Origin of the sequence: Mycobacterium kyogaense (assembly GCF_036946525.1) — a bacterium.
In the GTDB taxonomy this organism is placed as follows: Bacteria; Actinomycetota; Actinomycetes; order Mycobacteriales; family Mycobacteriaceae; genus Mycobacterium; species Mycobacterium kyogaense_A.
In genome coordinates this window covers 49,653-62,086 of sequence record NZ_JAQIIY010000021.1, presented here as the reverse complement: position 1 = coordinate 62,086, position 12,434 = coordinate 49,653, and the positions used below count along the sequence as shown (strand labels likewise).

At 69.2% G+C, this 12,434-nt stretch carries 12 protein-coding genes; 3 read left to right on the top strand and 9 right to left on the bottom strand.

The window, feature by feature from the left end:
- Nucleotides 1-10: 10 nt before the first annotated feature.
- Nucleotides 11-1,276 carry an FAD-dependent oxidoreductase gene (locus PGN37_RS18440; protein ID WP_335332449.1) on the top strand — a complete coding sequence of 422 codons (1,266 nt, stop codon included), beginning with the start codon at nt 11-13 and terminating at the stop codon, nt 1,274-1,276.
- Nucleotides 1,277-1,282: 6 nt separating this feature from the next.
- Here the strand turns inward: PGN37_RS18440 and secG are convergent, their stop codons facing one another.
- The 5 genes from secG to PGN37_RS18415 form a co-directional block, all read right to left on the bottom strand.
- Nucleotides 1,283-1,516 carry a preprotein translocase subunit SecG gene (gene secG, locus PGN37_RS18435; protein WP_046361928.1) on the bottom strand — a complete coding sequence of 78 codons (234 nt, stop codon included), beginning with the start codon at nt 1,514-1,516 and terminating at the stop codon, nt 1,283-1,285.
- 124 nt (nt 1,517-1,640) lie between these two features.
- Entirely contained in the window at nt 1,641-2,426 is a 786-nt protein-coding gene (gene tpiA / locus PGN37_RS18430; protein ID WP_335332448.1) for a triose-phosphate isomerase, read from the bottom strand.
- Between the two features lies 1 nt (nt 2,427).
- Nucleotides 2,428-3,639, bottom strand: a complete 1,212-nt coding sequence (locus PGN37_RS18425; RefSeq protein ID WP_335332447.1) for a phosphoglycerate kinase — start codon at nt 3,637-3,639, stop codon at nt 2,428-2,430.
- A gap of 34 nt (nt 3,640-3,673) precedes the next feature.
- The gene (gene gap / locus PGN37_RS18420) at nt 3,674-4,696 is read right to left on the bottom strand and encodes a type I glyceraldehyde-3-phosphate dehydrogenase (RefSeq protein ID WP_335332446.1); all 1,023 of its coding nucleotides are present in this window, start codon (nt 4,694-4,696) and stop codon (nt 3,674-3,676) included.
- 139 nt (nt 4,697-4,835) lie between these two features.
- Nucleotides 4,836-5,483, bottom strand: coding sequence for a transporter substrate-binding domain-containing protein (locus PGN37_RS18415; RefSeq protein WP_335332445.1), 648 nt, complete (start codon nt 5,481-5,483; stop codon nt 4,836-4,838).
- 32 nt (nt 5,484-5,515) lie between these two features.
- On the opposite strand from PGN37_RS18415, the gene PGN37_RS18410 reads away from it, so the two are divergent.
- The gene (locus tag PGN37_RS18410; RefSeq protein WP_335332444.1) at nt 5,516-6,760 is read left to right on the top strand and encodes a threonine/serine ThrE exporter family protein; all 1,245 of its coding nucleotides are present in this window, start codon (nt 5,516-5,518) and stop codon (nt 6,758-6,760) included.
- Nucleotides 6,757-7,401 carry a hypothetical protein gene (locus PGN37_RS18405; RefSeq protein ID WP_335332443.1) on the top strand — a complete coding sequence of 215 codons (645 nt, stop codon included), beginning with the start codon at nt 6,757-6,759 and terminating at the stop codon, nt 7,399-7,401. Before PGN37_RS18410 ends, PGN37_RS18405 begins: the two co-directional genes overlap by 4 nt.
- Before the next feature lie 2 nt (nt 7,402-7,403).
- On the opposite strand, the gene whiA is transcribed toward PGN37_RS18405, so the two are convergent.
- Genes whiA through uvrC form a run of 4 tightly spaced genes read right to left on the bottom strand, consistent with a single transcriptional unit; the run spans nt 7,404 to nt 12,350 of the window.
- Nucleotides 7,404-8,381 carry a DNA-binding protein WhiA gene (gene whiA, locus PGN37_RS18400; protein WP_110797908.1) on the bottom strand — a complete coding sequence of 326 codons (978 nt, stop codon included), beginning with the start codon at nt 8,379-8,381 and terminating at the stop codon, nt 7,404-7,406.
- Entirely contained in the window at nt 8,378-9,421 is a 1,044-nt protein-coding gene (gene yvcK / locus PGN37_RS18395; RefSeq protein WP_335332442.1) for a uridine diphosphate-N-acetylglucosamine-binding protein YvcK, read from the bottom strand. Before yvcK ends, whiA begins: the two co-directional genes overlap by 4 nt.
- The gene (rapZ, locus tag PGN37_RS18390) at nt 9,418-10,308 is read right to left on the bottom strand and encodes an RNase adapter RapZ (protein ID WP_335332441.1); all 891 of its coding nucleotides are present in this window, start codon (nt 10,306-10,308) and stop codon (nt 9,418-9,420) included. The genes yvcK and rapZ overlap by 4 nt, the downstream gene beginning before the upstream one ends.
- Complete coding sequence (gene uvrC / locus PGN37_RS18385) at nt 10,305-12,350, bottom strand: excinuclease ABC subunit UvrC (RefSeq protein WP_335332440.1); 2,046 nt, start codon at nt 12,348-12,350, stop codon at nt 10,305-10,307. The genes rapZ and uvrC overlap by 4 nt, the downstream gene beginning before the upstream one ends.
- Nucleotides 12,351-12,434: the final 84 nt, after the last annotated feature.

Genomic DNA, 12,434 nt, shown 5'->3' with positions numbered 1-12,434 from the left:
GCGTGGCTGGATGAGCGTGCCCGAAGCCACCGCAGTCACGGAAGCCGAGGTCGTCGTCGTCGGCGCAGGTCTGGCCGGCTTGCGGTGTGCGTCGATGCTTGCCGACGCAGGACGCGACGTGCAGGTGTGGGAGGCCGACGACGACGTCGGGGGTCGGATCCGGACCGACGTCGTCGACGGATTCCGGTGCGACCGAGGATTTCAGGTCCTCAATCCCGCCTACCCGGAACTGGGCCGGTGCGTCGACGTCGCCGCGCTGCGGTTGCAGGCGTTCGGCGCCGGGGTGGGGGTACGGCGCGAGCGCGGCGACGTCGTTCTGGCGCATCCGCTGCGGTCCCCGTCGCGGGTGCCGGCCATGCTGGCGCGCCGTGCGGTGGCGCCGCGAGATGTGGTGGCGCTGACGCGCTGGGCCCACGGTGCGCTGCGCCCGGGGCATCTCAAGCGGGGCGGCGACACCTCGCTGGTTGCCGCGCTGGACCGAAGCGGGGTCTCCGGCGAGCTGCGGCGAGTGATCGACCGGTTCCTGTCCGGGGTCGTGCTCGAGGATTCCGGGACGACGTCGAATGCCTTCGCGCTGCTGCTGGTGCGCACGTTCGCGCTGGGCGTGCCGGCACTCCCGGCCGGGGGTATGGCGGCGCTGCCCCGCCAGCTGGCCGCCCCGCTGGGCGAGCGCGTCGTCCCGCACCGCCGGGTCGTCGAGATCACGCGGGCCGGCTCGGGATGGCAGGTGCGGGCCGAGGACGGAAGCCGGGTGAACGCCCGCGAGGTGGTGGTCGCCACCGACGCGCCGCAGGCCGCGCAGTGGGTCGGCGGCACCCCCGTCACGATGCACGGCGTCGTCACAGACTGGTGGGCCACCGACGAGCCGTGGCACGGTCCACCCATGCTGTGGGTGGACGGCAGGCCCGGCGCGACCGGGCCGGTGGTGAACACCGCCGTCATCAGTGCGGCCGCGCCCAGTTACGCGCCGGCGGGCCGGCACCTGGTCGCCGCGTCAGCTTTGCTCGGTCCCGGACGTCCGGAGCCGACGGAGGAGCAGATGCGGGCGCATGCGGCCACGATCCTGGGGGTCGCCGGAACGCAGTGGCAGCCGGTGATCCGGCATGTGGTGCCCGACGCTCTACCGCCTCAGCCGCCGCCGCTGGTCGTGCGCAAGCCGGTGCGCGATCCGTCGGGACTGTGGGTGTGCGGCGATCACCGCGACACCGCGTCGATTCAGGGTGCGCTGGTCAGCGGGCGACGAGCCGCCGAGGCGGTGCTCAGAGCGCTGGCGTGAGCCGTGTCAGCTGTACTTGATCTGCAGCGCCATGCCGATGATCGAGACCACCCAGATGCCGGTGATGAACAGCGTCAACCGGTCCAGGTTCTTCTCGACCACGGTGGAGCCCGAGAGGCTGGATTGGACGCCGCCACCGAAGAGGCTGGACAGACCGCCACCCTTGGCGCGGTGCAGCAGAACCAAGAGCACGACCAGCACGCTGGTCACGACCAGGATGATCTGCAGGGCCAATTCCATGGCCGCCAGACTACAGGGCGCCGATCGCCGGCAGCCAATCACGCCCCGGCCGTGCCGAGATCGACGAAATGGCGTGCCCGTCTCGAAAGAATGCGCCCAAACGTCGGTGTGGGCGTAGTTCCGATCAGGGCAGCGGGCCGCCTGCGGCGATCGCCGACAGCGTGGCGAACTGCTCGCCGTCCAGCGAGGCGCCGCCGACCAGCGCGCCGTCGACATCGCCCTGCCCGATGAGCTCGCCGATGTTCTTGGCGTTCACCGAGCCGCCGTAGAGCACCCGCACGCCCGCCGCGATCTCCGCGGAGGCGAGCTCCCCCAGCTCCTTGCGGATGGCGGCGCACACCTCCTGCGCATCGGCGGCGCTGGCCACTCGGCCTGTACCGATCGCCCACACCGGTTCGTAGGCGATGACGGTCTTGCTGATCTGCTCGGCGGAGAGCCCGGCCAGCGAGCCACGTAGCGACGTCACGTTGAACTCGACGTGATCGCCCGCCTCGCGGACCTCGAGCGGCTCACCGATGCAGACGATCGGTGTCAGCCCGTGCTTGAGCGCGGCCGCGGCCTTCGCAGCCACCAGCGCGTCGTCCTCGTGGTGATAGGTGCGGCGCTCCGAGTGGCCGACGACGGCGAACGAGCACCCCAGCTTGGCCAGGAACGCACCGCTGACCTCACCGGTGTAGGCGCCCGAGTCGTGCTGCGAGACGTCCTGCGCCCCGTAGGTGAGCCGCAGCTTGTCGCCGTCGACCAGTGTCTGCACGCTGCGCAGGTCGGTGAACGGCGGGATCACGGTCACGTCGACACGGTCGAAGTACTTGTCCGGCAACGAGAATGCGATCTTCTGCACCAGCGCGATCGCCTCGAAGTGGTTCAGATTCATCTTCCAGTTGCCGGCGATCAGCGGCTTACGTGCCATATCAGGTCTCCAGGACTTCGATGCCGGGCAGTTGCTTGCCCTCAAGGTATTCCAGCGACGCACCGCCACCGGTGGAAATGTGCGAGAAACCGTCGTCGGGCAACCCGAGCTGACGCACCGCGGCGGCCGAGTCGCCGCCGCCGACGACACTGAACGCGCCCTTGCCGGTCGCTCCGATGATGGCCTCGGCCACCCCCTTGGTGCCCGCCGCGAACGCCGGGAATTCGAACACGCCCATGGGGCCGTTCCAGAAGATCGTCTTGGCGTTCGACAGCAGGGCGGCGAAGCGCTTCACCGACTCCGGGCCGATGTCGAGGCCCATCTTGTCGTCGGGGATCTTGTCGGCCGCCACCGTCTCGGCGGGCGAGTCGGCCGCGAACTTCTCCGCGACGACGATGTCCACCGGCAGGTGCAGCACGTCGCCGTAGTCGTCGAGCAGCTTGCGACAGGTCTCGATCATGCTTTCTTCCAGCAGCGAGCTTCCGACCGAAAGACCCTGTGCGGCAAGGAAGGTGAAACACATACCGCCGCCGATGATCAAGCTGTCGGCCTTTGTGGCGAGGTTCTCGATCACGGCGAGCTTGTCCGACACCTTCGACCCGCCCAGCACAACGGCGTAGGGCCGCTGCGTCGATTCGGTGAGCTGCGCGAGCACCTTGACCTCGGTGTCGACCAGCGTGCCGGCGTAATGAGGAAGCAGCGCTGCGACGTCATACACCGACGCCTGCTTGCGGTGCACCACACCGAAACCGTCGCTGACGAACGCGCCGTCATCGCCGACCAGCTCGACGAGCGCCTTGGCGAGCTTGCCGCGCTCGGCGTCGTCCTTGCTGGTCTCCCGCGCGTCGAAGCGGATGTTCTCGAGCAGCAGGATGTCGCCGTCGGTGAGGCCCTCGGCCCGGGCCAGCGCGTCACTGCCGACGACGTCGCCGGCGAGTTGGACGTGGCGGCCGAGCTCGTCGGCCAGCGCCGCGGCCACCGGCTTCAGCGAGAACTTCGGATCCGGTTCGCCCTTGGGTCGGCCCAGGTGCGCCGTCACGACGACCTTCGCACCGGCGTCGGCCAGCGCCTTCAGCGTCGGCACCGACGCGATGATGCGGCCGGGATCGGTGATCGTGTCGCCGTCGAGAGGGACGTTCAGGTCGGAGCGCACGAGCACACCCCGACCCGACACTCCCTCTGCGAGCAGGTCTTCGAGGGACTTGATTCCCATCGCGCTACCCAATCTCCCGTCGCTTCGCTCGCCCCTACAGCGACTTGCCGACCAGGCCGACCAGGTCGACCAGGCGGTTGGAGTAGCCCCACTCGTTGTCGTACCAGGAGACGACCTTGGCCTGGTTGTCGATGACCTTGGTCAGACCCGAGTCGAACAGCGAGCTGTGCGGGTCGGTGACGATGTCGCTCGACACGATGGGCGCGTCGTAGTACTTGAGGATGCCCTTGAGCGGTCCATCGGCGGCGGCCTTCATCGCGGCGTTGATCTCGTCGACGGTGCCCGGCTTGGCCAGCTCGGCGGTCAGATCGGTGACCGAACCCGTCGGGATCGGCACGCGCAGCGCGTAGCCGTCGAGCTTGCCCTTCAGCTCGGGCAGCACCAGGCCGATGGCCTTGGCGGCGCCGGTCGAGGTCGGCACGATGTTGACCGCGGCGGCGCGGGCGCGGCGCAGATCGCCGTGCGGGCCGTCCTGCAGGTTCTGGTCCTGGGTGTAGGCGTGGATCGTCGTCATCAGGCCCTTGACGATGCCGAACTCGTCGTTGAGCACCTTGGCCAGCGGGCCGAGGCAGTTCGTGGTGCAGGACGCGTTGGAGATGATGTTCTGGCTGCCGTCGTACTTATCATCGTTCACGCCCAGCACGATCGTGATGTCCTCGTCGCTGGCGGGCGCCGAGATGATGACCTTCTTGGCGCCGGCATCGAGGTGGCCCTGAGCCTTGTCACGTTTGGTGAAGATGCCGGTGGATTCGACGACGACGTCGACACCGAGGTCGCCCCAGGGCAGCGCGGCCGGGCCTTCCTTGACTTCGAGAGCCTTGATCTTGGTGTCGCCGACGACGATGGTGTCCTCGCCTTCGAGGCTGACGTCGTAGGGCAACCGGCCGAGAATCGAGTCGAACTTCAGCAGATGGGCCAGCGTCGCGTTCGAGGTCAGGTCGTTGACAGCGATGATCTCGATGTCGGTGTTCTTACCCGCCTGCTTCTGCGCGTCCAGAGCGCGGAAGAAGTTGCGCCCGATACGGCCGAAACCGTTCACGCCTACCCGGATCGTCACGTCATTCTCCTACTCGGTCGTGGAACTGCCCACAGTCGGTGCAGTGCTCGTCGTCGGTCAACTGTTCTTCATCGTTCAAGTGCTCGGGGTCAGCCTAGTGCGTGGGGTCACCCGCGCGCGCGGTTGCCCCGCGACCGCCCTACCGCACCGCCGACGCCTGGTCGACGTACGGATTGCCGAACCATTTTCGGCGCAGCCGCTGCAGGGTGCCGTCCTCCTCCAGCTCGGCCTGCGCCACCTGCAGGCGCGCCATCAGCGCGGTGTTGCCTTGCGCGACGGCGACCGCGATCTCGTCCACCGACAGGCCGCGCTCGACCACCTCGACATCGGGCACGTCGCGCACCAGTTCGCCCAGCACCGGCGCCAGCGCGGTCAGCGCGTCGCAGGCGCCGGAGGCCAGGTCGGCGACGTCGACGTCCAACCGACTGCGGTCGCCGCGGCGCACCGCCAGTTCGCCGAGGTCGGCTGCCGACCGCACACGCGGCAGCCTGCGGGTGTTGACCGCGAGGCCCTCCCCGGTGATCACATAGGGCGGCAGGAACGCGACGCCGTCTTCGGTGGTGACGGTGAGCCCGCCGAGCACGCAGTCGTACTCGCCGGCCCGCAACCGGGCCAGAGCACCGTCCGCGGCTGTGCCGACCGCGACCCCGGCGACGACCTCGACCTCGACCTCGACCACGTCACCGAGCCGCTCCCCCAGCGCGACGACCAACTCGGCGTCCAAGCCGCCGTCGTCGGTGACGAACGGTGGGTACGGTCCGACGAGCCCGACCCGCAAAGTGCCCATGACCCCACCGTAGGGGGTTTACTGTGCGGCCGGTGGGAGACGAAGCGAGAACCCAGCCGGCCACCCCGACGCTGTTCCTCGCGCGCCTGGGCGCGGCGATGATCGCCGCCGGATATCCGATCGGGACGGTGCGCACGACGCTGGTCACCTGCGCCGAGAGCTATGGCGTCGAGGGCGAGATGCTGGTGCTGCCCAACCACATTCAGCTGAGCGGCGGTGACTCGCTGGAGATGAGGAGTGCCGAGGCCGAGGTGCGCTTCGACCAGACTTTTCCGCTGGCCACGCTCGTCGGGGCTGCCCGCCGCGGCGAGGTCAGCCCGGCCGACGGCCTCGCCGAACTGGCCCGCATCGAGGCGATGGGTTCCCGCTTCGGCGCGTGGGCGTTCGTGGTCGGGTACACACTGCAGAGCGCTGCGTTCGCGCTCATTCTGCAGCCCAATCTGGTCGCGCTCGGCGCCGCCACACTGTTCGGGTTCGGCGTCGGGGTGGCGGGCGTCCTGGCCCGGCGCAGCGAGCCGCTGACCCAGCTCCTCCCCGTGCTCGCCGCCTTCACCGTCGCGTTGTGCTCGTTCACGCTCGGCCGGCTGCTGCACCTGGGCGAGGGCAGTCTGCGGGCGTTGGCTCCCGCACTGGTGATGTTCCTGCCCGGTACGGCGATCACGCTGGCGGTCATCGAACTCAGCACCCGCGACATGGTGTCGGGCTCGGCCCGTCTGATCGCCGGCGCAATGCGCTTGGCGCAGTTGGCTTTCGGCATTCTCATCGCCGCCCAGGTGGTCGGGCTCACCGCGAGTGAACTCAGCGTCGCCGTGGTGGATCGCTTCGGGCCGTGGGCACCGTGGCTGGGCTGCGCCGTCTACGCCGTCGGCCTGTTCCTCTACCACGGCCCGCCGACCCGCTTCATGGGCTGGATGCTGCTGATCCTGTTCGTCTCCTACGCGGGCCAGCTGGCCGGCAACGTGACGCTGGGCAGTTACGCCAGCGGCTTCGGCGGTGGGCTGGCACTGGCGCTGTGTGCGCTGTTCGTGGCGCGCCGGCCGAACACGCCGTCGGCGGCGACGTTGCTGCTGCCCGGGTTCTGGCTGCTGGTGCCCGGCTCGCTGGGGTTCATCGGCGTCACCGAGTTGATCGGCAACGACAGCTCCGACGCCGTCGGGGTCACGATCGTCTCGATGATCTCGATCGCCCTCGGCATCCAGGCGGGGCTGCTGGTGTGGAGCGCGTGTCGCCAGTTGCCCGCCGCGTTCGGGCGGCGAGCGGGATACTGCCGTCCATGACCGATTGGGTGATCCCGGCGATCACCGCCTCAGCCAGCCTGCTCGGCACGATGGTGGGCGGCATCGCGACCTACTGGACGGCGAAGAAGACCCACGAGCGCCAGAGCGTGGTCGACGAGGAGCGGCAACGATACGACCTGTTGCGCGACACGACGATCCGATTCGTCGCCGCCATGACGGAGATCTCGGTCGCGAGCACCGGACTCAAACAGCTGTCAGCCGAGTGGGCGCAGATGACGCAGCGGCTGGCCCGCATCACCGACCATGACGAATTCCTGGCGTTGGCCCGCGAGTCCGACCCCTCCATCCCAGAGAGCATGGATCGGCTCGCCGTGCTGTTCCGGGTCATCCGCGCCACCGGAGTCCTCGAGGACGACGTCAAGCGAGCCATCACGCTGCTGACCGAGCTGCGCCTGGTGGCGCCGAGCGACATCGCCGACAGCGCGCAACGCGTCATCTACACCGCGTTCGCGCAGGAGATCACCTCCGCGCTGTCACTGGAACAGCGCAGCGTCGCCACCGACGCGTTCAACGCCTCGATCAACGACTTCGTCAACCGGGTGCGCCACTACATGCATGTCGAGGACCACGAGTTCGACACGATCGATCGCAAGACGCTCGAGAACCTCCTCGAGCGCTAGATTCAGGCGTCCTCGAGCAGATCCGGCGTGACGGCCGACTCGGTGTCCGGGATGCCGTCGATCTTCGCCTTGCGGTCGGCCATCGACAGCAACCGCCGGATACGGCCCGCCACAGCATCTTTCGTCATCGGCGGGTCGGCCAGCCGGCCCAGCTCCTCCAGCGACGCCTGCCGGTGCGCGACGCGCAGGCTGCCCGCGGCGGCCAGATGGTCGGGCACGGTGTCACCCAGGATCTCCAGCGCCCGCTCCACCCGGGCGGCCGCGGCCACCGCGGCGCGGGCGGAGCGGCGCAGGTTCGCGTCGTCGAAATTGGCGAGCCGGTTGGCCGTCGCACGCACCTCGCGGCGCATGCGGCGCTCCTCCCAGGTCAGCCGGGTGTCCTGGGCACCCATCCGGGTCAGCAACGCTCCGATGGCTTCACCGTCGCGGACCACCACCCGGTCGCTGCCCCGCACCTCACGCGCCTTGGCGCTCACGCCCAACCGACGGGCCGCACCGACGAGCGCCAGCGCCGCTTCGGGGCCGGGGCAGCTCACCTCCAGGGCCGAGGAACGGCCCGGTTCGGTCAGCGAGCCGTGAGCGAGAAACGCTCCGCGCCAAGCAGCTTCGGCGTCGGCCACGCTTCCGCCGACCACCTGGGCCGGTAGGCCACGCACCGGTCGGCCGCGCAGATCGAGCAGCCCGGTCTGACGCGCCAGCGCCTCACCGTCCTTGGCGACGCGCACCACGTAGCGGGTGCTCTTGCGGATACCGCTGGCCGAGAGCACATGGACCACGGCGTGGTAGCCGTACAAGTCGTAGATGTCCTTACGCAGCCGGCGCGCGATGATGCCGAGGTCCACCTCGGCCTCCACGACCACGCGCCCCGACACGATGTGCAGGCCGCCGGCGAACCGCAACAGCGCGGCCACCTCGGCGCGTCGAGCGCTGACCGAATTCACCACGAGCCTGCTGAGCTCGTCTTTGACCTCGGCTGTCATCGCCACGGGTCGTCACCTCTCGGTCGGTTCACTGTCGGCGTGGGCACCGTCTGCGGTGTGCCGGGGGGTGCTGTACCCCCGGCCGCGCCCCCCACTGCGCCCCGGAGCAACACGCCCTCCAGCGCCGCCGCCAGCCTCGCCGGGTCATGTAAAGGTGTACCAGGTCGGCACACGTCAGCGAACTCGACGCGGGCCTCGAGCATCGTCGCGGTGCGGCGCAGTTGGTCGCGCTCGCGCTCGCTGGGCACCCGCGACGAGTCGACGATGATGTCGTTGACCGTGAAGGTCGGTGCGTGCTGCGCCAGCACGTGGATGTGACGCTCGACGGAGAATCCGGACGTCTCGCCGGGCTCGGCGACCAGGTTGAGCACCAGCGCGCGCCGCGCGGTGGTGCTCTGCAATGCGGCCACCAGCTGTGGCACCAGGACGTGCGGGATGACGCTGGTGAACCACGATCCGGGCCCGAGCACGACCAGGTCGGCGTCCATGATCGCGTCGACGGCCTGGTGGGTGGCCGGCGGATCACCCGGCAGAAGCCGAACCCTGCGCACCTTGCCGACCGTCGTCGCGATCGCGACCTGTCCGCGGATCGCGCGGCTGACCCGTGGATCGGACTCCAGGCCCGCGACGTCGGCCTCGATGCCCAGACCCATCGGGCACATCGGCAGCACCCGGCCCTTCACGCCCAGGATGCGACCCAGTTCGTCGAGCGCGGCCACCGGATCGGCGAGCAACTCGTTGAGGCCGGCCAGCATCAGATTGCCGATCGGATGCCCGGCCAGCGCGCCGCTGCCCCCGAAGCGGTGCTGGATGATGGTGGCCCACAACCGACCGTGCGGACTGTCAGAAGCCAAGGCCGCCAACGCCATTCGGAGGTCCCCCGGCGGCACGATGTCGAGCTCGCTGCGCAGCCGGCCCGAGGAGCCGCCGTCGTCGGCCACCGTGACGATCGCGGTGACGTGCGGGGTCAGACGCCGCGCCGCCGAGAGGGTCGCATACAGCCCGTGGCCACCGCCGAGGGCGACGATGCGCACACTCATTCGCGCCCCAGGTCCCGGTGCAGCACACGCACCGTCAGCGCCGCATCCTGGAGCCGGTCGGCAAGGGCCTCGGCCATCGCGACGCTGCGGTGTTTGCCCCCGGTGCAGCCGATGGCCACGGTCATGTAGCGCTTCCCCTCCCGCCGGTATCCGTCGATCACGACGTCCAAGAGGTGATGGTAGGAGTCCACGAAGTCCACGGCACCGGGTTGGCCGAGGACGTAGTCACGAACCTCCGGATGCTGCCCGGTGAGCGGGCGTAGCTCGTCGATCCAGTGCGGGTTGGGCAGGAATCGCACGTCCATCACGGTGTCGGCGTCCATCGGCAGCCCGTACTTGTACCCGAACGATTCGACGGTGACGTTCGTGTTGGCGACTGTCTCGGCGGCGAAGGCGCGCTCGATGCTGTCGCGCAGACCGTGCACCGACAGCGACGAGGTGTCGATGACGAGGTCGGCGGCTGCCCGCACCGGGGCGAGCAGCGCACGCTCTGCGGCGATCCCCTCGGCCAGGGTCTGATTGCCCTGCAGCGGATGGCTGCGCCGGTTCTGCTCGTAGCGGCGCACCAGCATGTCGTCGGACGCTTCGAGGAACACCACCCGGGGAGTGATGTTCCGGGCCGCCAACTCGGTGCGCACCCCGGCCAGGTCGCCGGTGAACCCGCGGGATCGCACGTCCATCACCACGGCCAGCTGCGTGATCCGCGAACCCGCCGCCAGTCCGAGGTCGACCATCCGCGCGATCAACTCCGGCGGCAGGTTGTCGGCCACGTACCAGCCCAAGTCTTCGAGGACCTTGGCCGCCGTGCCGCGGCCGGCACCCGACAGGCCGGTCACCAGGACCACGTCGATTCCCACCGATTCGCTGTGCATGCCCGCTTCTGTCATCCCGTCACCGTGCTTCGATCATGGTCGATGGGGGCCACCTCTGCGTGGTGTTCGGCGTGCTCGTCGGCGTCCTGTCCGGTCACCGCCTCCGCTGCAGGCGCCTCGGCCGTCACCCCCAGCGCCTCCAGCACGGCAGTCGCGGTGGCGACTCCGATGCCGGGCACCGTCGTGATCTCCTCCACCGACGCCTGGCGAAGACGCGCCAGCGAACCGAAGTGCGTGACGAGCGCCTTGCGCCGGTGCTCCCCCAGCCCCCTCACCGAATCCAACGCCGAGGCCGTCATCCGCTTCGATCGCTTGCTGCGGTGGTAGCTGATCGCGAACCGGTGCGCCTCGTCGCGGACCCGCTGCAGAAGATACAGCCCGTCGCTGTTGCGAGGCATGATCACCGGATCCGGCTCTGACGGCACCCACACCTCTTCGAGCCTCTTGGCCAACCCGATCACCGCGACGTCGGTGACGCCGAGGTCCTCGAGCACAGCCGCGGCGGCGTTGACCTGAGGGGCGCCGCCGTCGACGACGAAGAGGTTGGGCGGGTAGGCGAACCTACGAGACCGTCCTTCTGCGAGGAGATCGCCGGGCTGCTGGATGTCGCGCAGATGGCGGTGGAACCGCCGGCGGGTGACCTCGGCGATCGAGGCGACGTCGTCGGAGCGCCCGTCCCCGGCGGCCTCGCGAATCGCGTAGTGCCGGTAGTCGGACTTGCGCGGCAGACCGTCCTCGAAGACCACGAGCGAGGCCACCACGTCGGTGCCCTGCACGTGGCTGATGTCCACACACTCGATACGCAGCGGGGCATCCTCGAGCCCCAAAGCGTCTTGAATACTCTGCAGCGCAGCACTTCTCGCGGTGAAGTCACCGGCCCGCTTGAGCTTGTGCTGATTCAGCGCCTGCTCGGCGTTGCGCTGCACGGTCTCGGCCAGCGCACGTTTGTCCCCGCGCTGGGCGACCCGCAGCGATACCCGCGACCCGCGCAGTTGGCACAACCAGGTCTCCAGCTCCGGGGCCGTCTCGGGTAGGACGGGCACCAGCACCTGCTTGGGTACCGGGTTGGTGGTCTCGTCACCGCCGTCGTCGGCAGCGCCACCGAGCTCGGCCTGGTCGCCGTAGAACTGGGTGAGGAACTGCTCGACCAGGTACTCCAGCGTGGATTCGCCCGGCTCACCGGACTTTTCGATCACCCATCCGCGCTGGCCGCGTACCCGGCCACCCCGCACGTGGAACACCTGCACAGCGGCCTCGAGCTCGTCGTCGGCGAACGCGACCACGTCGGCGTCGGTGCCGTCCCCGAACACGACGGCCTGCTTCTCCATCGCCCGGCGCATCGCCCCGATGTTGTCGCGCAGTCGCGCGGCGCGCTCGAAGTCGAGCTCTTCGGCGGAGGCATTCATCTGCTGTTCCATGTCGCGGATCAGCCGATCGGTCTTGCCGGCGAGGAAGTCGCAGAAGTCGCCCACGATCTGGCGGTGCTCGTCGGCGCTGACCCGTCCGACACACGGAGCCGAGCACTTGTCGATGTAGCCCAGCAGGCAGGGTCGACCGATCTGACTGTGCCGCTTGAACACTCCGTTCGAGCACGTGCGCGCGGGGAAGACCCGGGTGAGCAAATCGAGGGTTTCCCGGATCGCCCAGGCGTGCGAGTACGGCCCGAAGTACCGGACGCCCTTACGCCGCGGACCGCGGTACACCTTGAGCCGCGGATACTCCTCGTTCAGCGTGACCGCGAGCACCGGATAGGACTTGTCGTCGCGGTAGCGGATGTTGAACCGCGGATCGAATTCCTTGATCCAGTTGTATTCGAGCTGCAGGGCCTCCACTTCGGTGGTCACCACGGTCCACTCGACGCTCGCCGCGGTCGTCACCATCTGCCGTGTGCGCGGCGCCAATCCCGACAGATCGGCGAAGTACGAGTTGAGCCGGCTGCGCAGGCTCTTGGCTTTACCGACGTAGATGACCCGGCGATGAGCATCGCGGAACCGGTAGACCCCCGGTTCCACGGGAATCGACCCGGGAGCAGGTCGGTATGTCGCGGGATCCGGCACGGACCCAGGTTACTGCGACCCCCTGACGGGGTAGAGCGAGTAGGTGGCGGTGCGGACCGTGACCTCGACCCGGGTGCTGGCGTT

Bases quoted from the DNA above. Each gene is read 5' to 3' on its own strand.
- PGN37_RS18440 (WP_335332449.1), top strand. From the start codon at position 11: ATGAGCGTGCCCGAAGCCACCGCAGTCACGGAAGCCGAGGTCGTCGTC.
- secG (WP_046361928.1), bottom strand. From the start codon at position 1,516: ATGGAATTGGCCCTGCAGATCATCCTGGTCGTGACCAGCGTGCTGGTC.
- tpiA (WP_335332448.1), bottom strand. From the start codon at position 2,426: ATGGCACGTAAGCCGCTGATCGCCGGCAACTGGAAGATGAATCTGAAC.
- PGN37_RS18425 (WP_335332447.1), bottom strand. From the start codon at position 3,639: ATGGGAATCAAGTCCCTCGAAGACCTGCTCGCAGAGGGAGTGTCGGGT.
- PGN37_RS18415 (WP_335332445.1), bottom strand. From the start codon at position 5,483: ATGGGCACTTTGCGGGTCGGGCTCGTCGGACCGTACCCACCGTTCGTC.
- PGN37_RS18405 (WP_335332443.1), top strand. From the start codon at position 6,757: ATGACCGATTGGGTGATCCCGGCGATCACCGCCTCAGCCAGCCTGCTC.
- whiA (WP_110797908.1), bottom strand. From the start codon at position 8,381: ATGACAGCCGAGGTCAAAGACGAGCTCAGCAGGCTCGTGGTGAATTCG.
- yvcK (WP_335332442.1), bottom strand. From the start codon at position 9,421: ATGAGTGTGCGCATCGTCGCCCTCGGCGGTGGCCACGGGCTGTATGCG.
- rapZ (WP_335332441.1), bottom strand. From the start codon at position 10,308: ATGACAGAAGCGGGCATGCACAGCGAATCGGTGGGAATCGACGTGGTC.